This window comes from Burkholderia sola, from assembly GCF_905400185.1.
GTDB lineage: Bacteria > Pseudomonadota > Gammaproteobacteria > Burkholderiales > Burkholderiaceae > Burkholderia > Burkholderia sola.
Genome location: NZ_FR989675.1, coordinates 3,554,415 through 3,575,181, shown reverse-complemented (window position 1 = coordinate 3,575,181; position 20,767 = coordinate 3,554,415). Strand labels below are relative to the sequence as shown.

Annotated in this window: 21 protein-coding genes; 12 read left to right on the top strand and 9 right to left on the bottom strand. The window is 65.1% G+C overall.

Annotated elements, in window-relative coordinates; genetic code table 11:
* Positions 1-421 precede the first annotated feature (421 nt).
* The 4 genes from rpmH (at position 422) to yidC (ending at position 3,045) form a co-directional block, all read left to right on the top strand.
* Entirely contained in the window at positions 422-556 is a 135-nt protein-coding gene (gene rpmH / locus KR541_RS16505) for a 50S ribosomal protein L34 (RefSeq protein WP_004198824.1), read from the top strand.
* A 15-nt stretch (positions 557-571) separates the two neighbouring features.
* Complete coding sequence (gene rnpA, locus KR541_RS16500; RefSeq protein WP_006489941.1) at positions 572-1,033, top strand: ribonuclease P protein component; 462 nt, start codon at positions 572-574, stop codon at positions 1,031-1,033.
* A gap of 75 nt (positions 1,034-1,108) precedes the next feature.
* A complete protein-coding gene (gene yidD / locus KR541_RS16495) occupies positions 1,109-1,375 on the top strand; it encodes a membrane protein insertion efficiency factor YidD (RefSeq protein WP_040142602.1) in 267 nt (88 codons plus the stop codon).
* Positions 1,376-1,383: 8 nt separating this feature from the next.
* Complete coding sequence (gene yidC / locus KR541_RS16490) at positions 1,384-3,045, top strand: membrane protein insertase YidC (protein WP_050018235.1); 1,662 nt, start codon at positions 1,384-1,386, stop codon at positions 3,043-3,045.
* 120 nt (positions 3,046-3,165) lie between these two features.
* On the opposite strand, the gene KR541_RS16485 is transcribed toward yidC, so the two are convergent.
* Positions 3,166-3,600, bottom strand: coding sequence for a transcriptional regulator (locus KR541_RS16485; RefSeq protein WP_050018236.1), 435 nt, complete (start codon positions 3,598-3,600; stop codon positions 3,166-3,168).
* 338 nt (positions 3,601-3,938) lie between these two features.
* On the opposite strand from KR541_RS16485, the gene mnmE reads away from it, so the two are divergent.
* Positions 3,939-5,333, top strand: coding sequence for a tRNA uridine-5-carboxymethylaminomethyl(34) synthesis GTPase MnmE (gene mnmE / locus KR541_RS16480; RefSeq protein ID WP_176016688.1), 1,395 nt, complete (start codon positions 3,939-3,941; stop codon positions 5,331-5,333).
* A 496-nt stretch (positions 5,334-5,829) separates the two neighbouring features.
* Here mnmE and KR541_RS16475 read toward each other — a convergent pair whose 3' ends face one another.
* The 5 genes from KR541_RS16475 to KR541_RS16460 form a co-directional block, all read right to left on the bottom strand.
* Entirely contained in the window at positions 5,830-6,933 is a 1,104-nt protein-coding gene (locus KR541_RS16475) for a DUF6402 family protein (protein ID WP_252996657.1), read from the bottom strand.
* Between the two features lie 610 nt (positions 6,934-7,543).
* Positions 7,544-7,669 carry a hypothetical protein gene (locus KR541_RS36935; RefSeq protein WP_256097665.1) on the bottom strand — a complete coding sequence of 42 codons (126 nt, stop codon included), beginning with the start codon at positions 7,667-7,669 and terminating at the stop codon, positions 7,544-7,546.
* A gap of 150 nt (positions 7,670-7,819) precedes the next feature.
* Positions 7,820-9,178 (bottom strand): sensor domain-containing diguanylate cyclase, encoded by a 1,359-nt coding sequence (locus KR541_RS16470; protein WP_089488921.1) that lies wholly within the window; start codon positions 9,176-9,178, stop codon positions 7,820-7,822.
* A gap of 109 nt (positions 9,179-9,287) precedes the next feature.
* Positions 9,288-9,536, bottom strand: coding sequence for a DUF2795 domain-containing protein (locus KR541_RS16465; RefSeq protein ID WP_050011093.1), 249 nt, complete (start codon positions 9,534-9,536; stop codon positions 9,288-9,290).
* Between the two features lie 118 nt (positions 9,537-9,654).
* A complete protein-coding gene (locus KR541_RS16460; RefSeq protein WP_006489933.1) occupies positions 9,655-9,825 on the bottom strand; it encodes a hypothetical protein in 171 nt (56 codons plus the stop codon).
* Between the two features lie 151 nt (positions 9,826-9,976).
* On the opposite strand from KR541_RS16460, the gene speG reads away from it, so the two are divergent.
* The 3 genes from speG (at position 9,977) to KR541_RS16445 (ending at position 12,114) form a co-directional block, all read left to right on the top strand.
* Positions 9,977-10,534, top strand: a complete 558-nt coding sequence (gene speG, locus KR541_RS16455) for a spermidine N1-acetyltransferase (protein ID WP_050011094.1) — start codon at positions 9,977-9,979, stop codon at positions 10,532-10,534.
* Positions 10,535-11,022: 488 nt separating this feature from the next.
* Entirely contained in the window at positions 11,023-11,370 is a 348-nt protein-coding gene (sap1, locus tag KR541_RS16450; RefSeq protein WP_050011095.1) for a surface attachment protein Sap1, read from the top strand.
* 189 nt (positions 11,371-11,559) lie between these two features.
* Positions 11,560-12,114, top strand: coding sequence for a YaeQ family protein (locus KR541_RS16445; protein ID WP_050011096.1), 555 nt, complete (start codon positions 11,560-11,562; stop codon positions 12,112-12,114).
* Positions 12,115-12,145: 31 nt separating this feature from the next.
* Here the strand turns inward: KR541_RS16445 and KR541_RS16440 are convergent, their stop codons facing one another.
* Positions 12,146-12,559 carry a VOC family protein gene (locus KR541_RS16440; protein WP_006498690.1) on the bottom strand — a complete coding sequence of 138 codons (414 nt, stop codon included), beginning with the start codon at positions 12,557-12,559 and terminating at the stop codon, positions 12,146-12,148.
* Positions 12,560-12,988: 429 nt separating this feature from the next.
* On the opposite strand from KR541_RS16440, the gene ada reads away from it, so the two are divergent.
* The 3 genes from ada to gshA all read left to right on the top strand — a co-directional run bounded on the left by ada (position 12,989) and on the right by gshA (position 17,114).
* Complete coding sequence (ada, locus tag KR541_RS16435) at positions 12,989-14,080, top strand: bifunctional DNA-binding transcriptional regulator/O6-methylguanine-DNA methyltransferase Ada (RefSeq protein ID WP_050011097.1); 1,092 nt, start codon at positions 12,989-12,991, stop codon at positions 14,078-14,080.
* On the top strand, positions 14,077-15,036 hold the full coding sequence (locus KR541_RS16430) for a DNA-3-methyladenine glycosylase family protein (protein ID WP_050011098.1): 960 nt from the start codon (positions 14,077-14,079) through the stop codon (positions 15,034-15,036). The genes ada and KR541_RS16430 overlap by 4 nt, the downstream gene beginning before the upstream one ends.
* A gap of 464 nt (positions 15,037-15,500) precedes the next feature.
* On the top strand, positions 15,501-17,114 hold the full coding sequence (gene gshA, locus KR541_RS16425; protein WP_050011099.1) for a glutamate--cysteine ligase: 1,614 nt from the start codon (positions 15,501-15,503) through the stop codon (positions 17,112-17,114).
* Between the two features lie 75 nt (positions 17,115-17,189).
* Here gshA and KR541_RS16420 read toward each other — a convergent pair whose 3' ends face one another.
* A complete protein-coding gene (locus tag KR541_RS16420; RefSeq protein WP_050011100.1) occupies positions 17,190-17,507 on the bottom strand; it encodes a DUF4148 domain-containing protein in 318 nt (105 codons plus the stop codon).
* A gap of 471 nt (positions 17,508-17,978) precedes the next feature.
* Here KR541_RS16420 and KR541_RS16415 point away from each other — a divergent pair, with 471 nt between their 5' ends.
* Entirely contained in the window at positions 17,979-19,619 is a 1,641-nt protein-coding gene (locus tag KR541_RS16415; RefSeq protein ID WP_050011101.1) for an L-lactate permease, read from the top strand.
* A gap of 99 nt (positions 19,620-19,718) precedes the next feature.
* On the opposite strand, the gene KR541_RS16410 is transcribed toward KR541_RS16415, so the two are convergent.
* Complete coding sequence (locus tag KR541_RS16410) at positions 19,719-20,636, bottom strand: LysR family transcriptional regulator (RefSeq protein WP_050011102.1); 918 nt, start codon at positions 20,634-20,636, stop codon at positions 19,719-19,721.
* Between the last annotated feature and the right edge of the window lie 131 nt (positions 20,637-20,767).

The following is a 20,767-nucleotide window of genomic DNA, read 5'->3' as shown; positions in this document are numbered from 1 at the left end:
CAAGTAACTGTCGTTTTTTGCGTGCACAGCGCGGCTCGCCGGCGCCCTTGTCGCGGTCGCGCAACAAGGCCCGAAGCGGTCGTGCGAGCGTGCCTCGGACGCCTGCGTCACAGTCTTGGAGGGGCAGGCGCGAGCCGAGGTGGCGTGCGGGATTCTTGGAGATAAGGCGAGATTCTAACGCCAAACGCGGCCACAGCGGGACTTATCCACAGGCTGGGTTTGTGGGTCGCGGGGCCGGATCGGAGCGGCCCGGCACAGGCGAGCGACTCGTAAAGTATTGACCATCAACGGAAAAACGGTTTAAATAGCGGGTTCCGCGAAAACCAATCCTGTATTCCCGGCGATTGCGTTCGCCCGAATGCCTCCGGTTAAGGGCACGCGGTCCCCTGAATTTCGACATTCTCGAACAAGTGAGAACATCATGAAACGTACTTACCAACCGTCCGTGACGCGCCGCAAGCGCACCCATGGCTTCCGTGTCCGCATGAAGACGGCAGGTGGCCGCAAGGTCATCAACGCTCGCCGCGCGAAGGGCCGCAAGCGCCTCGCCATCTAAGGCAGGTTGCGCGCTGTGTCCGCCGTCCGCAGTCCTGCGGAAGGTGCCGTCGAGCCGGGTGCGAATCCGTCGCAGACGAAAGCCGCCTTCCCGAAAGCTGCGCGACTTCTGAAAACGGATGAATTTTCATCCGTTTTTCGTTTGCGCCCCTGGCGGCGCTCCGCGCACTTCGTGATCTACGGCAAGCCGACCGGTCAGCCTGCACGTCTGGGGCTCGTCATCGGCAAGAAGTATGCGCCGCGAGCGGTTACCCGTAACCTCGTGAAGCGGCTGGCGCGCGATCAGTTTCGCCTGCGCCGGGCCGAATTCGCCGGTTACGACCTGCTGCTGCGGCAGCACACGCGCTTCGACAAGAAAGCGCTGCCGAGCGCGGCCTCCGCCCCGCTCGCGGCGATGTGCGCGGCCGAGATCCGCGAACTGCTCGACAGGGCAGTCCGGGAAATCGCGCGCCGTGCGTCGAAGCCCGCGTCCGAGTGACGCATCCGCGCCCGGCGCGGCGTTCGCGCCCGCCCGGCCGGTTTTGACGCGGCGTCGTACGGCGCCGCCCAAGGTATGGAAACGGTATTGATCGCCTTGCTGCGCTTCTACAAGGTTGCCGTGAGCCCGATGCTCGGCAACCGTTGCCGTTTTTATCCTTCCTGTTCGGATTACGCGCGCGAGGCAATCCAGTATCATGGCGCCGCGCGCGGCACGTATCTCGCCGTCAGGCGCGTGTGCCGATGCCACCCGTTTTCCGCGGGCGGCGTCGACCTCGTCCCGCCGCCCAACTCCGACACTCGCGCTCGCGGCGAAGCCGACGCGCGGTCCCATCGACTCTGAGACAACGCATGGATATCAAACGCACCGTCCTATGGGTGATCTTCTTCATGTCAGCTGTCATGCTGTACGACAACTGGCAGCGGGACCATGGACGCCCGTCGATGTTCTTCCCGAGCGCCACGCAGACGGCCCCGGCTGCTGCCGGCGGCGCATCGGGCACGGGCGCGACGAAGACCGCAGGTGACGTGCCGGCCGCCGCAGCCGGCGCCGCACCGTCGACGACGGCCCCGGCCGCGCAGGCGCAGCTCGTGAAGTTCTCGACCGACGTGTACGACGGCGAAATCGACACGCGCGGCGGCACGCTCGCGAAGCTGACGCTGAAGAAGCAGGGCGACGGCAAGCAGCCCGACCTGTACATCACGCTGTTCGACCACACGGCCGGCCACACGTATCTCGCACGCACGGGCCTGCTCGGCGGCGATTTCCCGAACCACAACGACGTCTACACGCAGCTGAACCCCGGCTCGACGTCGCTGACGGGCGACCAGAACACGCTGAAGCTGTCGTTCGAATCGCCGGTGAAGGGCGGCGTGAAGGTCGTGAAGACCTACACGTTCACGCGCGGCAGCTATGTGATCGGCGTCGACACCAAGATCGACAACGTCGGCACGGCGCCCGTCACGCCGACGGTCTACATGGAACTGGTGCGCGACAACACGGCCGTCGAAACGCCGATGTTCTCGCATACGTTCCTCGGGCCGGCGGTCTATACGGACGCGAAGCACTTCCAGAAGATCGATTTCAGCGACCTCGACAAGAACAAGGCGAACTTCGAGAAGGCCGCCGACAACGGCTGGGTTGCGATGGTGCAGCACTACTTCGCGTCGGCCTGGATTCCGCAGCAGGGCGCGAAGCGCGACATCTACGCTGAAAAGATCGATCCGACGCTGTATCGCGTCGGCGTGAAGCAGCCGGTCGCCGCGATCGCGCCGGGCCAGTCGGCCGACGTGCAGGCGCGCCTGTTCGCCGGTCCGGAAGAAGAGCGCATGCTCGAAGGTATCGCGCCGGGCCTGGAGCTCGTGAAGGACTACGGTTGGGTGACGATCATCGCGAAGCCGCTGTTCTGGCTGCTCGAGAAGATCCACAGCTACGTCGGCAACTGGGGCTGGGCGATCGTGCTGCTGACGGTGCTGATCAAGGCCGTGTTCTTCCCGCTGTCGGCTGCGAGCTACAAGTCGATGGCGCGCATGAAGGAAATCACGCCGCGCATGCAGGCGCTGCGCGAACGCTTCAAGAGCGATCCGCAGAAGATGAACGCCGCGCTGATGGAGCTGTACAAGACCGAGAAGGTCAATCCGTTCGGCGGCTGCCTGCCGGTCGTGATCCAGATCCCGGTGTTCATCTCGCTGTACTGGGTGCTGCTCGCGTCGGTCGAAATGCGCGGCGCGCCGTGGATTCTGTGGATTCACGACCTGTCGCAGCGCGATCCGTTCTTCATCCTGCCGGTGCTGATGGCCGTGTCGATGTTCGTGCAGACGAGCCTGAACCCGACGCCGCCGGACCCGGTCCAGGCGAAGATGATGAAGTTCATGCCGATCGCGTTCTCGGTGATGTTCTTCTTCTTCCCGGCTGGCCTCGTGCTGTACTACGTCGTGAACAACGTGCTGTCGATCGCGCAGCAGTACTACATCACGCGCAAGCTCGGCGGCGTCAAGAAGAAGCCGGCCTGACGCTTGATGCATTCGCGGGCGGCCAGCCGCCTGCGATGCTCGCAAAAAAAGCCGCATGGTTCGCGACCATGCGGCTTTTTGTTTCCCGGTGACGGTGACGGCGCGTGCGGTGGCTGTCGCTCAGGCCTTCTTCGCTTCGAGTTTCGGATCGCCGTAGAACTGCTCGACGAGTTCCTGAACGAGGTAGCGCTGGTGTGGAGACAGCGCCTCGATCTTCGATGCGAGTTCAATCGTCTCGGGCGTCGGCGGATAGCGTTCGTCGCGCGGCAGCGGTTGCGGCGTCGGATGTTCGACCACGCTCGGCGACGGCCCGTAATGCAGCCAGTGCACTTCAACGCGCAACCATTCGGCCAGCGTTTCGAGTTTGTCCGACGTCGGGATCGTGCGGCCCGTCAGCCATTTGTGCGCGGTTTGCGGCGAAACGGGGTGCGTTCCGCGGTGACGCAGATTGAATCGGTTCGCCAGCTCCGTCGCGCCCGTGACCTTCTCCGGGCTGCGCCGCAGGGCGAATTTCAGGCGTTCCGAGAACGCGGCTTTTTCTTCGGATGTCGGCATGGGGGAGATTGTGCAATTTCATCGCCGCATTTCAGACAACCATATAAGATAAACATATCTCATTCGGACGAATCCCGACCGGGATCAGGATGGTGGATGAAATTGAGGGACGCAGTGTCGAGCCGCTCCAGCAAACATACTTGTCCGAAATGGCGGGTGGCTCATCACGCTGGACTGATACTTAGCTTATCCCCGGCGGGATAAATTCGGGCGAGTCCGAATCGGGCGCCGCGGCCGGTGGCTGATGAGCCCGCACGCTACAATGCCGGCGTTCCTCTGCCCGAACTGTTGCGCGGGCGCACCATTGACTCGCTGATTACCCGATTGCTCTGATTGCCATGCTCGCTACCGATTCCGATCCGATCGTCGCCATTGCCACTGCTGCCGGCCGGGGCGGCATCGGCGTCGTCCGCGTGTCGTTCGGGCGCGGCGGCGAGGCGGCCGCGCTGCCGCTGGTCGACGCGTTGTGCGGGCAGACACTCGCGCCGCGCCATGCGAGCTACGTGCCGTTCCTCGACGCGCACGGCGCGCCGCTCGACCGCGGGATCGCGCTGTATTTCCCGGCGCCGCATTCGTATACCGGCGAGCACGTGCTCGAACTGCAGGGGCATGGCGGGCCGATCGTGATGCAGTTGCTGCTGCAGCGTTGCCTGGATGCAGGGCGCGACTTCGGGCTGCGGCTCGCGGAGCCGGGCGAATTCACGCGGCGCGCGTTCCTGAACGACAAACTCGACCTTGCGCAGGCCGAGGCCGTCGCCGACCTGATCGAGGCGAGCACCGAGGCGGCCGCGCGCTCGGCCGGGCGTTCGCTCGACGGCGCGTTCTCGCGGCAGATCCATGCGCTCGTCGAGGACGTGATCACGCTGCGGATGCTGGTTGAGGCGACGCTCGATTTTCCGGAGGAGGAAATCGACTTCCTCGAAGCGGCCGACGCGCGCGGCAAGCTCGCGAGGATTCGCGAACAACTCGCACACGTGCTCGGCGACGCGCGGCAGGGGGCGCTGTTGCGTGAAGGGCTGTCGGTCGTGCTGGCGGGGCAGCCGAACGTCGGCAAGTCGTCGCTGCTGAATGCGCTGGCGGGCGCCGAGCTGGCGATCGTCACGCCGATCGCCGGCACGACGCGCGACAAGGTCGCGCAGACGATCCAGGTCGAAGGGATTCCGCTGCACATCATCGATACGGCCGGGTTGCGCGAGACGGAAGACGAAGTCGAGCGGATCGGCATTGCACGCACGTGGAGCGAGATCGAGCGTGCGGATGTCGTGCTGCATCTGCTCGATTCGCGCACGGGGATGACGCCGGACGACGGGACGATCGCCGCGCGGTTTCCGGCCGGCGTGCCGGTGGTGCGCGTGCTGAACAAGACGGATCTGACCGGCGTGCCGGCGTGCGTCGAGCATCCGGCGGCGGAAGGCGATCTGACCGAGGTGCACCTGTCGGCGAAGCGCGGCGACGGGATCGATATGTTGCGTGCCGAGCTGCTGCGGATTGCGGGGTGGCAGGCGGGGGCGGAAGGCGTGTATCTCGCACGCGAGCGGCATCTGATCGCGCTGCGGGCCGCGCAGGAACATCTTGCACAGGCGGCGGATCATGCGGAGCAACGCGCTCAGTCGCTCGATCTGTTTGCCGAGGAGCTGCGGCTCGCGCAGGAGCAGCTCAATGCGATTACCGGGGAGTTTACGTCGGATGATCTGCTGGGGGTGATTTTCAGCAGGTTTTGTATCGGGAAATAGAAACGAAAAGGATTGCAGGCCGGGAATGGCACGGCCATTGCCCGGTTATAGCGCATGTCTGCATCCGCGTGACGACTGCCAACCAGGTTGCCACAGTGGTTTTTACAGGCGCGGACGTGCCGCTAGCAGCCGATCGATGAACGCTGGCGGAAGCGGTATATATACAGAATCATCTCCGCCGTCGCCTTTTGAAAAGGCCACGTAGGCATCGCTATAGCTATTCCAGGAAATTTCGGGAGTAGGTGTGTTAAATGTGTGCTGAGCTAGCAACCTTCCGGTTTGCGCGCGGTATACGCGGCCAACGTACCGAGAATCTCCACCCGGAACCCAGGCTAAAAGGCACAGGTCGGCAATATATATTCCATCTGGAGATGTCGATTTTCTACATTCTTCCCCTTGAGGGGTTCTGTCAAAGGCAAAGATGCCGATCAGTGCCGCAAAGAGCAGTGCGCAGATAATTTTTGAACAATTCGTCATGATTTGTTGTTGATTTTGATCATAGCCGAATTTTTATGAATGGGGAGATTGGAATGTATCTTTTGTCGGAGTAGATGATAAAGTCACCACCTCTGCCATGCATTTCAGACCATCTTCTAAAATCGCTGTTCTCCACTGGATAGTAAACATTCCCTTTGATGGATGGATTGCCCCTGGCGACGGCGTATTTGACATATGGGACATGCTCGGAGTTCAAGAATGCAGCGGTTGCACTGTATGGGACGACGATGATGCCGTCGCTACTCCAGTGCCCTAAATATTGAGATCGCTCGCCTGACTTGTCGGTAAATGTATAGGTGTCTTTCACATACACCCACAGTCCCGTCACTTCGGCTGTCGTTCGGCGCGAATCCACATCCCATGAGAAGCGCGCACTTCCGAGCGCTGCATATATATTAAAGGAACCGAGCGCCCCGGATAAGTCATCGGGTACACCATTGTTGCGAAGCTGTGCATCCAGTTGAGTTCCAATTTTTTGCCCGAGCGTGCTGTCTACTCTTGAGTATTGAAATTGAAATCGTCGGTGGATGCTGCGAAGATCATTCCCGCAAATGTCGTCGGTATAGAGTCGCGTTGCACAGTCTTTGTACGGGAGCAGCAGCTTGTAGAGTTGGTTTATGGATTTTTGTGAGCGAATTTCTTCATTGATCAGGTGGTCGAATTGCTGCTTTGCCCGGGGGAAACGAAGAACCCAATCCAATTTAACGGTAGACATGTCGTACATGTCGGAGGGGTATGATAGTCCGTCTTGATTGATTTCCACCTCTTCGTCCGAAGAGGTGCGCGAGTAACTTAATTTTCCGGAAAACCATCGCTCCATCAGTGCGGCAGATGTCGGGAGGTATATCTTGCGCATTGTTGCGGGAATTTCCTGGATATCGAACGCTGGTACGGAATCGTCCCTTTTTAGTTTCACGATGGTGGGTTTGGGAGAATCGGGGGCATTGAGCCATGCTTGAAAGCGTGCCAGCGACTTGCCGACCCTCTCCAAACCATCAACCATTTTGTCAAGCGAGTCGCGCTTTGGCTCGGTGGATGCATGCTTGGGTTCGGCTACTTTCGGTTTTTGTAGTATCGGAAGCGGTGGTGCAGGCTTATCCATGGAAAGCGCGATGTTTGGAACGATTTTGCACCCATCTGCGCCGTCATGAAATTTCCATTTCCAAATGAACTTATTTATTGTGAAGTAGGGAATTTTATCCAGATCTGATGGAATTTCTGCTTTAGCTCCGTTGATGTTGGGCGGTATGCGTAATGCCTGTTACGCTAACGTGCTCATGCCCCGGAAATCAATCGAACTAGTTTGAAATGGTTATCCAGATGGTTGAGTTTCAGACGAAATATTCTTTGAACTTTCCCGGCCATCTAAGCGCGCTGGGCGCATGAGATCGCCGATGGGTAAGTCGATACCCGCAGGAACTGCGCTCTTTAAAATTCTTCTTGGCAAGGCAGTTGGAGCGAGCGTTAGCCCGCATCTAAACCACGAACTCGAGGAGAGGCCTAACGTTTCGTGGAATGGGCGTCTGTGGGTCGCCACGACGCTCGTGCCGCTGATGTCCACCGGGGCGGTGCCGACACGTCGGGTCCTTTCGAACTTCTCGCTGTCAATTTCGCCGCAGCGAGGGCGATATGCTGGACGACGGTCGAGGCATGACTGATCGAAGATCAGCCCACAAAGATGCGCGCCTCGAGCGTCCGGACCGTCACCTCTATCAATCCCAATGCCGATGATGGTGATAATACCCACCCCCACCGTAATACCCGCCACCATCCGGCACGACGATACAGCCGCTCAACAACACGGCGACGCCGGCAATCAGCAAAAGGGCCTTCTTCATCGCGTTCACCTGCTCGGGTTCAATATGAAACCCAGCATAGCGAGCGGCCCCGGCCCGGGCTGTAAGCGATCGTATCCCCGCGCCGCAATCCGTAACGGCGGATTATTCCGGTCACAATGACCGTAACAATTGGCCAAACAACAGACGTTTTCAGGCGACGACGACCCGGTTTCGCCCCGTATCCTTCGCCCGATACAGCGCGGCGTCGGCGGCTTCGATCAACGCGTCGGGGGTCGACAGATCGTCGGCCGACACGGTCGCGCAACCCACGCTGACGCTCACGCGTCCGGCCGGCGAGTCGGGCATCGCGAGGTCGAGCCGCAGCACCGCGTCGCGCACTTCGTCGGCCACCACCCGCGCACCGCGCGCGCCGGTGTTCGGCAGCACGACCGCGAACTCCTCGCCGCCGTAACGCGCGACGATATCGGCCGGCCGCCTCACCGCGCCGGTCAGTGCATTCGCGACGGCGATCAGGCACGCATCGCCCTTCACGTGACCGAACGCGTCGTTGTATGCCTTGAAGTGGTCGACGTCGACCATCAGCAGCGACAGCGGTTCGCCCTGCCGCCGCGCCTGCAGGAACAGCGTGTGGAAATGATCGTTGAAATGGCTGCGGTTGAACGCGCCCGTGAGCCCGTCGCGCGCGGACGAGCGGATCAGCGTCGCGTGCGCTTCGAACAACTGCTGATACAGCATCGTCACTTCCCACGCGAGCACGCACACGAGCACGCCGGGCGTGAACATGCTGAACACGCGCGCGACATACCAGCCGACCGTGAAGCGGTTCGTGCTCAGCAAGTTCAGCGTCGTATCGGTGAGGCACGCGAGCACCGCGATCGCGAGCCACAGGTCGAGCGTCGTGCGCAGCCGGCCGGTGACCAGTACGGCCACGAGCGCGAGCACATTGAGGATCCACACGACGAGCGCGATGCCGTTGACGGGCAGCACGGCAGCGTCGCGGGGCGGATGGAACGCGGGCGGCAGCGACACGTTCAGCGCGATCGCGCACAGGAGCGCCGCGGCGACGGCCGGGCCGCCGACCAGCGCGATCGTCCAGCGGCGCGTCTCCTTCGCGCCGACCGGGGCGCGCGTCAGCCGCTCGCGGGCGAACAGCGCGGCCATCACGAAGCACGGAAAGCCGGCATGCCAGAAGATCCACATCCATGCGGCGCTTTGCGGGCGCGCGCCGAGCAGGCCGTGCGGCGCGAACACGCCGGGAAAGGTGAGCAGTTGCAGCGCGACGGCGAGCGCGGTGAACGCGTAGGCGCCGCCGAGCGCACCGAGCACGGGCTGGCGCGTGACGGTGAATTGCGCGCCGAGGAAGAACGCCGCGATGCTCGCGGTCGTGAACACGGTGAGCGCGCACATCGGCATGAACGGCTCGACGGGCGGCAGCGCGACGTTCGCGTGCGGCGCGGCGATCCCGAGCGTGAGCAGGATGACGAGCGCCGTCAGCGCGCCGAACCACAGCTGACGTTGCGTCGTGTGCTGGATCAGGATGCCTTCCATGGAGTCCCCCGGACACGCGTGCGAAGCGCCCGATCTTGCGCCGGGCGGCACGCATCCCGATCGCGGCGCGACCGGTGCGGCCCGATCCTATCGCGTTATTGGCATCCGCTCAAATGCCGAGCCCCGGGCCGAAGTTGCCGGCGACGCAGCGCGTGACGGCGTCGACGTCCGCGTAGTCCTGTTCGGGCAGGCCGTCGAGCATCGACAGCACCTCGTTGCTGGCGCCGGCGTCGCGCGCGGCATCGACGATCGCATCCTTGTTCGCTGGATAGCGGACGGCCGCCAGCACATCGGCGATCTGCAGATCGATCGTTTCGTTCGGGATATCGTGCGGGGGAATGGCGGGCTTGTCGTTCACGTCGGTGTCTCGCGGGTGGGGCGGGAATGGGATCGAGCGCAAGAGCTGTACCCGCATCGCATGTTACCCGGTCCAGATGGCCCGGCCGGCGCGGGCGGCGAATCGGCGGTGATCGAAGTCAGTGCCCGCGTCGCACGCGGCGCCACGGATGCTTCCAGTCGATGTGCGGCGCGTTCTCGTCGCGCGGATGCTGGCGACGGTGCTCCTGCCAGAGTTCGTCGGAAAACAGCGCCGCCACGATGACGAGCGGCAGCACGAGGAAAATTCCGAGGATGACTTGCTCGATCACGATAGCCTCCTTGCGGTGGCAGGAACCCTTGCTCCCATTCTAGGCTCTGAACTGCGCCCGCGTTCAAATTCTTACAGTGCGAAACGGGCCCGAACGCGGCCGCGCCGCGCGGGCGTTCCGCACGTGCGCCGGCCTCAAAAAGGACATGACCATGCAACTCCAGAACGATACCAACACGCTCGCGCTGCGGCCGCTGGAGCGCCAGGACCTGCGCTTCGTCCACGAGCTGAACAACGACGCGAAGATCATGCGCTACTGGTTCGAGGAGCCGTACGAAACCTTCTCGGAACTGTCGCAACTGTACGACCGCCACGTGCACGACCAGCGCGAACGCCGTTTCGTCGCGGTCGACGCGCAAGACGAACTGGTCGGCCTCGTCGAGCTGATCGAGCTCGACTACATCCACCGCCGCGGCGAGTTCCAGATCATCATCGCGCCGCAGTGCCAAGGGCGCGGCTACGCCGGCCAGGCGACGCGCCTCGCGATCGAGTACGCGTTCAAGGTGCTGAACATGCGCAAGCTTTACCTGATCGTCGATACGTCGAATGCGGCGGCGATCCACGTGTACGAAAAATGCGGATTCCAGCACGAGGCCGAATTGAAGGAAGAATTTTTCGGGAATGGCGCGTATCACAACGCTTATCGCATGTGCATTTTCCAGCGCGATTATTTCGAGCGCCAGCAAATCGGGTCGAATAAGGCAGGGTAAACACCACGCGGACGAAAGGCGCTTGCGACGGGGCTTCAAGGCGCCGAATGGATGCGGGGAACTACGGATAAATACGGATGCGCTTATACCTGGCATTTTTCTTGTATAAGGTAAATGCGATTCCGCACTGCGGTAAAGGCGAATCGTTTCGGATGACTTTATGTGCAACGCATCAAAATGATCCGGATAGCGAAATGGATTATCCAAACCGTTCAATCGATGCATTGTAACTTTGCTGAAAGCCTTGCCGGATAACGGTTTCCGCCCGGCGGCCAAGGCCTATCCGCCATTCGGCGACGCTTGCCGCGCGCGCCCGTCGCGCCAAAAGCCGCCTGCGCACGGGGTGCGACAATCCGCCGCTATTGCGGTCGCACAACAAATGTGCTTGCTATCGTTTACCGGTCTTCTAAAGTGAAAAACGTGGGTTCACGATCACCTTTAAACACATAGCTAACCCGGCCTGGTGCCCGCAAGCCTGGAGACAGAACATGACGAAGCGTACCGGTGTCCTTTTTGCCCTTCTCGGCGCATTTTGCGCTGTGTCGATTGCGCAGGCCGGCGGCGATTCGGCCGTCAAGCCGAAGCAGGAAATCCAGCTGACGAAGAATGCATGGGGCTGCCTGTCGAAAGACAATCTGGATTCCGTACTGAATCACGAACGTGACGGCAAATCGCAGGCGAAGCAGCAGTACTTCGACGACTTCCGCTGCCTGTCGGTGCCGGAAGGCCAGCGTTTCCGCGTGGTGGCGGTCGACCAGGGCGACGTGCAATTCGTCAGCGCGGACAACAGCGACCAGCAAGGTCTCTGGACCGATTCGCGCTTCGTCAAGCAGTAACCGTCCATTCGCCGCGCAGTCGTACGACGCGCGAGCGCGCCGGCCCGACGAGCGGGTGGCGCGAACCGAACACGGCCCGGCGCATGCCGGGCCGTTGCGCTGTGAACGGCGCATGACGCACGCCGGACGGCGCGCATTCGGTATCATCACGGCCCGACCGAACCGAATGCCCGCCCGGGCCGCATCCGCATGGCGCTGAAATCCACGATCTACAAAGCCGAACTGCAAATCGCCGACATGGATCGGCATTACTACGCCGATCACGCGCTGACGGTGGCGCGCCATCCGTCGGAAACCGACGACCGGATGATGGTGCGCATCGTCGCGTTCGCGCTGTTCGCGCATGAGCGGCTCGAATTCTGCAAGGGGCTGTCGGACGTCGACGAGCCCGACTTGTGGCAGAAGGACCTGACGGGCGCGATCGACGTGTGGATCGAGGCCGGCCAGCCGGACGAACGGCGCATCTCGAAGGCGGCCGGCCGTGCCGGGCAGGTCACGGTGATCGCGTACGGCGGCAAGACGTCGGATATCTGGTGGCAGGGCGTGCGCAGCAAGGTCGAACGGCTGCGCAACGTGCAGGTGCTGTCGCTCGCCGACGGCGTCGCGGCCGCGCTCGGGCGGCTCGCGGCGCGCACGATGCGCCTGCAGTGCACGGTGCAGGACGGCACCGCGTGGGTCTCGAGCGCCGACCACGATCCGGTCGCGGTCGAATGGACGGTGCTGAAGGCGCGCGAGGGCGCGTAAGGGTCCGTCAGGGCCCGCGCGTCGGCCGCGTTCAGCCGAGCGCGGCCGGCGGCCCCTTGAATTCGACCATGTTCCCTTCGGGATCGAACAGGTAGATCGACGGCCCGTAACCGCCGGCGCCGTAGCGTTCGGCCGGCGCGCCCGGTCGCGCGCCATGCGCGGCGAAATGGGCGATCAGTGCGTCGGGATCGAACGGCTCGACGCGCAGGCACAGGTGGTCGAGGTTGCGCCCGGTGCCGGGCGGCCCGCTGTCGGGACGGTCGATCGGGCCGCCGACCGTCAGCAGGTCGATCAGCGCGTCGCCGGCGCGCAGTTGCACGAGGCCCAGATCGGGCTGCTCCTTTTCCACATGGCAACCGACGGCATCGCAGTAAAAGCGTGTCATTGCCGCCATGTCGGTCACGCGCAGCACGATGTGATCGATTCCGCGGATGGTGGGCTTCATGGGCGGGACTCCTTCGCAGTCGACGAGCATCGAGTGTAGACGCATCGCGCCTGCGCTGCCGGCCGGCACGCGACACAATCGACGGACGAAAAAAAGCCCGTTCACGCAGTGCGGAACGGGCTTAATCCATATCAGGAGGAGACATGGAGGAGACAGTTCCAACTATACACACGGCGATGGTGCGACGCAATATTCCGATTGCAAAAAAACGTCAGGACGGCGATTTGTCGCATCCGCACTGCAGCAAAACGGTGACGGGACGATGACGAAAACCGCGCCGGAGCGGCCGCCGCGCGGGTTTCGTCGGATTTATTTCGATCGATACGGCCCCGATTCGCCGACACGAATCACAGAGCAAGATTCAGGGCGCGACGGCATGTGCCGATGGCTAGAGTAGGCACCATCTACACTAGAGAGTGCGAGGTTCAGATGAAAACCGCCTATCCGACCGACGATGCCCGCTGGGCCGCCGTGACCACGCGCGATCCGCATGCGGACGGCGCGTTCTTCTATGGCGTCCGCACGACCGGTGTGTTCTGCCGCCCGACCTGCGCGTCGCGGCAGCCGCGCCGCGAGAACGTGTCCTTTTTCGCCGATCCGGCGGCCGCCCGCGCGGCCGGCTTCCGGCCCTGCAAGCGTTGCCAGCCGGAAGGGCTGCCGCGCGAGCTGGAAATCGTCAATCGTGCGTGCGCGGTGCTCGACGCGCAGGCCGAGCGGCTCACGTTGCAGCAGTTGAGCGACGCCGTGCACGTGAGCCCGTTTCATCTGCAGCGGCTCTTCAAGCGCGTGGTCGGCGTGTCGCCGCGGCAGTACCAGGCCGCGCAGCGCGGCGCCGCGCTGCGCCAGGCGCTGCAAAGCGGGCAGCCGGTCACGCAGGCGGCCGTCGATGCGGGGTTCAACTCGCCGTCGCGGCTCTATGCGTCGGTGCCGCGCGAGCTGGGGATGGCGCCGTCCGCGTTCCGTCGCCAGGGCGCCGGCCTGCGGATCGACTTTGCGACCGCGTCGACGTCACTCGGCACGGTGCTCGTCGCCGCCACTGAACAGGGCATCTGCCGGATCGCGTTCGGCGACGATGCGGCGTCGCTCGTCGGCGAACTCAAGGACGCATTCGCGCGCGCCGAACTGGTCGAATCGTCCGCGCGGCTCGCGCCGTTCGTCACGCAGATCCGCGCGTACCTCGACGGCACGCGGCACGCGTTCGACCTGCCGCTCGACATCGCGCCGACCGCGTTCCAGCAGCGCGTGTGGGAAGCGCTGACGCATATCCCGTACGGCGAAACGCGCAGCTATTCCGAGATCGCGGAGGCGCTCGGCTCGCCGCGCGCGGTGCGGGCGGTCGCGTCCGCGTGTGCGTCGAATCCGGTCGCGCTCGCGATTCCGTGCCACCGGGTCGTGCAAAAGGGCGGCGCGCTCGCCGGCTATCGCTGGGGTGTACGCCGCAAGGCGACGCTGCTCGCGGCCGAGGCGCGTCATGTTCACAACGATGAAGCCGAAGCCGAGACGGAGGGCAGTGCGGTTTGAGCATCGACACGATAACGATCACGTCCGTCGGGAACGGCGGCCTGGTGCCGCCGTCCGCGCAGATGGAACTGCGCTACAAGGCGCCGTACGACTGGGCGCGCGTGCTGCGCTTCTTCAGCGGGCGCGCGATTCCGGGCGTCGAGCAGGTTGCCGACGGCGTGTATCGCCGCATCGTCGATCTGCACGGCGAGGCGGGCCGCCTCACCGTCAAGAAGCATCCGCGCAAGCATTGCCTGATCGCGATCGTCGAAGGGGCGGTCGCGCGTCGCGTCGACGATGCGTTCGCCGCGCGCGTCGCGACAATGTTCGACCTCGGCGCCGATCCGGCCGCGATCGGCGGCGGCCTCGCGCGCGATCCGTGGTTCGCGCCGCTCGTCGAGGCCGCGCCGGGGCTGCGCGTGCCGGGCGCGTGGTCGGGGTTCGAGCTGGCCGTGCGCGCGATCGTCGGGCAGCAGGTGAGCGTGAAGGCCGCGACGACGATCGTCGGCCGGCTCGTCGAACGGGCCGGCGAACGCGTGATGCCGGAAGACGACGGCGCGCCCGCGTGGCGTTTCCCGACGCCCGACGCGCTGGCCGCGTGCGATCTTGACAAGATCGGGATGCCCGGCAAGCGCGTGGCCGCGCTGGCCGGCGTGGCGCGCGCGGTGGCGGCCGGCGACGTGCCGGTCGATCGCGCGCATGCCGATCTCGCGACGCTGCGCAGCGCGTGGCTCGATCTGCCCGGCATCGGCCCGTGGACCGTCGAATACATCGCGATGCGCGCATGGCGCGATCCGGATGCGTGGCCGGCATCCGATCTCGTGCTGATGCAGTCGATCGCCGCGCGCGACCCGGCGCTCGACCGGCTCGCCAGCCAGAAACGCCGCAGCGAAGGCTGGCGGCCGTGGCGCGCGTATGCGGCGCTGCATCTGTGGAACGAAGTGGCCGACCGGGCGGGCGGCGCGCGCGGCGGATAAGCGCGGCGGCCCGCGGCCGGGTGCGACCGCAGGAAGGCGGGCTGCAACCCATTGCGCGGGCGGTGCCAGCATGCGCCGAGTGCCGGCGTGACGCGGCCCGTCATGGCGATTCCATGCCTTCGGCACCGGCCGGAGGCCGCGCGTGCGACGCCTCCGCATGCGTCGTTTTCCGATCCATTCCGCGACACGGTTGCACCTGCCGCCAACCGTTCGCCGTTCCCATTCCGTCCGACGAATTCCGCTGACCGGCGTGCCGATCGCCCTCGTCCCGACCCGGCGATATGCGCCAGCGCTACCGCGCCCGGCCCGCCCGATCGCCCGCTCAGGCCCGCGCGCCGTGCTCGCGGCCACCTCAAGCGCGGGTTCCGGCGAGATGTTAAAGTGCCCGCTACCAACGAAGCGACCAACAATCCAGTCGGCCGCGCGCGGCGTTCTGCGCGCGGCCGTCACGCACTTGCGTCTCCATGTCGAACACCATGACTCACCGCCAGTCCGAACTGTTGCTGAAACGCCTCGACGCGCTGAGCTCGGGCCCGACGCGGCAGCATCTGCCCGACGGCCTGCGCGGCATCGAAAAGGAAAGCCTGCGCGTGACGCGCGACGGGATGATCGCGTTCACGCCGCATCCGCGCGCGCTCGGTTCGGCGCTCACGCATCCGGCGCTGACAACCGACTATTCCGAAGCGCTGATCGAACTGATCACACCCGCGGAGCGCGACGCCGCGCTCACGCTCGAGCGCCTCGACGATCTGCATCGCTACGTGTATGCATCGCTCGGCGACGAGATGCTGTGGAACGAGTCGATGCCCGGCTTGCTGCCGGCCGACGACGAGATCCCGATCGCCAACTACGGCACGTCGAACATCGGCCGCCTGAAGACGGTGTACCGGCGCGGCCTCGCGTACCGCTACGGCCGCACGATGCAGTGCATCGCCGGCATCCACTACAACTACTCGCTGCACGAGGAAGTGTGGCGGCGCCTGCATGCGGACGAAGAGTCGACGGCGACGCTCGTCGATTACCAGTCGGAACGCTATCTCGCGCAGATCCGCAACTTCCGCCGCCGCAGCTGGCTGCTGATGTACCTGTTCGGCGCGTCGCCGGTGCTCGACACGAAGTTCCTGCGCGGCAAGCCGCACAAGCTCGACACGTTCGACGCCGATACGCTGTACCGGCCGTATGCGACCAGCCTGCGGATGAGCGATCTCGGCTACTCGAACACGACGGCCCAGGCCGCGCTGCACGTCGACTACAACACGCTGCCCGGTTATCTCGACGCGCTGTCGAAGGCCGTGAGCGAGCCGTATCCGGCGTACGAGGCGATCGGCACGCATCGCGACGGCGAGTGGATCCAGATCAACACGAACGTGCTGCAGATCGAGAACGAGTTCTACTCGACGATCCGGCCGAAGCGCGTCACGTATTCGGGCGAGCGGCCGCTGCATGCGCTCGCGTCGCGCGGCGTGCAGTACATCGAAGTGCGCTGCCTCGACATCGACCCGTTCGAGCCGACCGGCATCGCGCTGGAGACCGCGCGCTTCATCGACGCGTTCCTGCTCGCGTGCGCGCTCGACGAAAGCGCGCCGCTCGACTGCGACGCGTACAAGGAAGCGAACGCGAACTTCGGCAGCGTGACGCTGGACGGCCGCAAGCCGGGGCTCACGCTGACGCGCGAAGGTCAATCGGTCACGCTGCAGCAGTGGGCCGATGAACTGATGGCCGATATCGAGATCGTCGGCCGCCGCCTCGACGAAATCCGCGGCGGCGACGAGCATGCGCGCGCGATCGCCGCGCAGCGCGAGAAGCTCGCCGATCCGGAACGCACGCCATCCGCGCGCGTGCTGCGCACGATGCGCGAGAACGGTCAGTCGTTCCTCGCGTTCGCGCTCGCGCAGAGCGAAGCGCATGCCGCGCATTTTCGCGCGCGCCCGCCGTCGGCCGAGACGCTGCACGCCGAGCAGGCGCTTGCCGCGAAGTCGCTCGCCGAGCAGGCCGAGCTCGAAGCGAAGGAGGCCGGATCGTTCGACGCGTTCGTCGCCGCCTATCGCGCCTATACGCTGAACCGCTTCAGCGTGTGACGGTCGCGCATGCGGCCGGCGCAGGGTGCGCCGCGCCGCTGCCGCGCGATCCATCCGGTTCCATCAGTGATCCGGTCAGTGATGCGCATACGTGCCGCGATCGACTGCGTGCGGCAGCGCCGGCTTGCCTGATTCCCCGTGCGCCCGGCCGTCGCTGCCGTAACCGGCGGCGTCGCCCTCACCGCGCGCCTGCGCGGCGCGCTGCATGAGCGCCTGCATGTTCCGCGGAAAGTCGGGACTGCTTGCGAGGCTCGCCCGGTAGCCGGCGGCCTGCAGTTCCACCAGTTCCTGACGGACCTGCGCGCGGGTGAGCGTCGACGCGGCTTGCGCGTGAGCGGCGAACGCCGCGCCGATCAGCACGCACGCGCATGCCGCGTGTTTCATCGTCTTCATCGTGTTGGCTCCGTGAGGTTCCGCCGCCGCGCCATCGGCGGCGCGGGCGGAAACGATGCAGCCAGTCTAGGCTTCGGACGCCAAACGAAACATCCTCGTGGCGGGCAGTCACCTTTTCCGGTCGCGCAACATTGCGCGCACCGGTGAGGCGGCCGCGGCGGGCTGCCTGTCGAACGCGACAGCGGCGCGCCATCTGCCGGCCATCGTGCGGCGGCCGGTTTACATCGGCTCGCCCGCATCGGGCTTCTCCCCCTTGTACAAGCGCGTTGCGCCTCCTAACCTCTTTTAAGCGACCGATCGGTTGGCCGCGCAACGTCGTTGCGTACGCAAGCGCCCGAGCGTGGTCGTGACCGCAGGACATCGCCTTGTACCGAACCCGGCGCATCGACATGCGAACCCGGGTCGGCCGCACAAGGCATGGGACCCGAGTAGACGCTGAAGCGCCGACTCGGGTCGACATCTGGAGACACGATGAACCCCACCGACGCCCTCCCGCCCGGCATCGTCTTCGCGCAGCCGCTGACGCCCGTCGCGCACTCGCTGCTCCTGTCGTTCCTCGTCGCCGCGATCCCGATCGCGGTCGCGCTGATCGCGCTCGGCGTGCTGCGCCGCCCCGCGTGGCAGGCGTCGCTCGCCGGGCTCGTCGCGGGCCTCGCGGTCGCGATCGGCGCGTGGGGGATGCCGGCCGGGCTCGCGTTCAACGCGGTCGGCGCCGGCATGGCGCTCGCGGTCGTGCCGGTGATGTGGATCGTCTTCAACGCGCTGCTGCTGTACAACATCGCGGTGAAGTCGGGCCGCTTCGACCAGTTCCGGCAGTGGATGCTCGACAACCTGCCCGACGACCGCCGCCTCGTGCTGCTCGTCGTCGCGTTCTCGTTCGGCTGCCTGCTCGAAGGGATCTCCGGATTCGGCACGCCGGTCGCGATCACGAGCGCGCTGCTGATCGCGCTCGGCTTCCCCGCGCTCGAAGCGCTCACCTATACGCTGCTGTTCAACACGGCGCCGGTCGCGTTCGGCGCGCTCGGCGTGCCGATCACCGTGCTCGGCGCGGTCACGTCGCTGCCGCCCGCGACGCTCGCGCAGATGGTCGGCCGCCAGTTGCCGTTCTTCGCGCTGCTGCTGCCGTTCTATGTGGTCGGCGCGTATGGCGGGCTGCGCTCGATCGCGAAGCTGTGGCCCGCGCTGCTCGTGTCGGGCGGCAGCTTCGCGATCGCGCAGTTCGTCACGTCGAACTTCCTCGGCTACCAGCTCACCGACGTGCTGTCGTCGCTCTCGTCGCTGATCGTGACGATCGGCTTCCTGCAGCTGTGGAAGCCGCAGCCCGATCCGCAATACGCGCTCGCGCGCAGCGTGCCGGCCGCCGCCGGCGCCGCGCGCGCGGGCTTCGGCGGCTGGCTGCCGTGGCTCGTCGTGTCGGTGGTCGTGATCGTGTGGGTGCACGCGAACATCGCGGCGATCGGCGACGTGAAGATCAAGTGGCCGGGCCTGCACAACGCGGTGTACGTGTCGCTGTACCACAAGCCGTATGCGGCGATCTGGGATTTCCAGCCGCTCGGCACGGGCACCGCGATCCTGCTGTCGGCGATCATCACGGCCGCGCTGACGCGCACCGGGCCCGGGGCGTTCATCGAATGCGTGGGGAAGACGTGGCGGCAGACGTGGATCGCGATCGTCACCGTGATGATGATCGTCGGCCTCGCGTACCTGCTGAACTACTCCGGCATCAGCTATACGCTCGGCACCGGCGTCGCGTCGACGGGTGCGTTGTTCCCGCTGGTGTCGGCATCGCTCGGCTGGATCGCGGTGTTCCTGTCCGGCAGCGACACGTCGGGCAACGCGCTGTTCGGCAACCTGCAGGTCGTCGCCGCGCGGCAGCTCGGCCTCGACCCGGTGCTGATGGCCGCGACGAACTCGTCGGGCGGCGTGATGGGCAAGATGATCTCACCGCAGAATATCGCGACGGGCGTGTCGACGACGGACCTGAAAGGGCAGGAAGGCGTCGTGTTCGCGCGCACCTTCTGGCACAGCGTGATCCTCACGCTGCTGCTCGGCGTGCTGGTGTTCCTGCAGCAGCACGTGCTGACCTGGATGATTCCGGCGCTGCCGAAGTGACGCACGGCGCCACGACAGAAGAAAGGCACGAGGAAAACAACGAGGGAAGGCGCGGGAAGAGCGCTAGGTCATGTGCGGAAGCGGTGAACGCGCGGCGGCTCAGCGTGCGTTCGCCCGCCGCGCCGGTTGTCCGTGGTCGGATGCGCCGGCTGCTTCAGCACGGCCCGGCAGGATGCACGCGAGGAACGCGTCGATCGCGGGGCTCTGGCGGCGCGCCTTCAGGTAGTACACGTATTCGTCGATCGTCGTGTCGACGCCGCGCAGCGCGATCACGCGCAAGTCCGGATGGCGTTCGGCTTCGCCGAGCGGAAAGAGGCTCCCGCCCACGCCATGCAGGATCGCCTCGCGAATCGCTTCGCGGCTGCCGATCTCGGCAACCGACGTGGCCGCGACGCCGGCCGCTGCGAGGATCGTCTCCGTGCAGCGGCGCGTGACCGACCCTTCCTCGCGGATCAGCAGCCGCACGTCGGCGAGCTGCGCCGCGTCGATCGAATCGAACCGCGCGAGCGAATGATGGCGGTGCACGACGAGCACGAGCGGATCGGTCGAGATCACCTTGCGTTCGAGGCCGTCGGCGTCGTTGCGCTGCGACGAGACCGCGAGATCGATGCGGAATTCCTGCAGCGCCTGCAGGATTTCCTCGGAGTTGCCGATCCGGCACGTGAGCGCGATCGACGGGTGCGCGCTCGAGAAGCGGCCGACCGCGTCCATGATGTAGTACGGGCCCGTCGCGCCGATCCTCAGATGGCCTTCGAACAGGCCGCCGATGTTGCGTAGCATGATGTCGGCCTGCGCCTCGAGCGCGATCATCTTCTCGACGAGCGGCAGCAGCTCGATGCCCGTCTCGGTCACCTCGAGCTTGCGGCCGCTGCGGTAGAACAGCTCGACGCCGTACAGTTGCTCGACCTGCCGGATCTGCGCGGCGATCGTCGGCTGGCTCACGCCCAGGTGGCGCGCGGCGCGCGTGATGCTGCCCTGCCGGACGGTCGCGTGGAACGCCTTCAGCTGATCGAACACGACTCGGCTTCTCCCCCCTCTTCATCGCGCGTCAGCGTAGCGTACGCATGTGTCGGCCGGATGAAAGGCGCGCCGTGCGAGACTTCGAAAAAAAGCTGGGGATGACGGCAAGAAACCTGCGGGAACCGGTC

Coding starts and splice junctions, on each gene's coding strand:
- sap1 (WP_050011095.1), top strand. CDS start 11,023: ATGACGAAGCGTACCGGTGTCCTTTTTGCCCTTCTCGGCGCATTTTGC.
- KR541_RS16415 (WP_050011101.1), top strand. CDS start 17,979: ATGAACCCCACCGACGCCCTCCCGCCCGGCATCGTCTTCGCGCAGCCG.
- yidC (WP_050018235.1), top strand. CDS start 1,384: ATGGATATCAAACGCACCGTCCTATGGGTGATCTTCTTCATGTCAGCT.
- yidD (WP_040142602.1), top strand. CDS start 1,109: ATGGAAACGGTATTGATCGCCTTGCTGCGCTTCTACAAGGTTGCCGTG.
- ada (WP_050011097.1), top strand. CDS start 12,989: ATGAAAACCGCCTATCCGACCGACGATGCCCGCTGGGCCGCCGTGACC.
- KR541_RS36935 (WP_256097665.1), bottom strand. CDS start 7,669: ATGAAGAAGGCCCTTTTGCTGATTGCCGGCGTCGCCGTGTTGTTGAGC.
- KR541_RS16440 (WP_006498690.1), bottom strand. CDS start 12,559: ATGAAGCCCACCATCCGCGGAATCGATCACATCGTGCTGCGCGTGACC.
- KR541_RS16420 (WP_050011100.1), bottom strand. CDS start 17,507: ATGAAGACGATGAAACACGCGGCATGCGCGTGCGTGCTGATCGGCGCG.
- speG (WP_050011094.1), top strand. CDS start 9,977: ATGCAACTCCAGAACGATACCAACACGCTCGCGCTGCGGCCGCTGGAG.
- KR541_RS16475 (WP_252996657.1), bottom strand. CDS start 6,933: ATGGATAAGCCTGCACCACCGCTTCCGATACTACAAAAACCGAAAGTA.
- KR541_RS16470 (WP_089488921.1), bottom strand. CDS start 9,178: ATGGAAGGCATCCTGATCCAGCACACGACGCAACGTCAGCTGTGGTTC.
- rpmH (WP_004198824.1), top strand. CDS start 422: ATGAAACGTACTTACCAACCGTCCGTGACGCGCCGCAAGCGCACCCAT.
- KR541_RS16485 (WP_050018236.1), bottom strand. CDS start 3,600: ATGCCGACATCCGAAGAAAAAGCCGCGTTCTCGGAACGCCTGAAATTC.
- mnmE (WP_176016688.1), top strand. CDS start 3,939: ATGCTCGCTACCGATTCCGATCCGATCGTCGCCATTGCCACTGCTGCC.
- KR541_RS16445 (WP_050011096.1), top strand. CDS start 11,560: ATGGCGCTGAAATCCACGATCTACAAAGCCGAACTGCAAATCGCCGAC.
- gshA (WP_050011099.1), top strand. CDS start 15,501: ATGTCGAACACCATGACTCACCGCCAGTCCGAACTGTTGCTGAAACGC.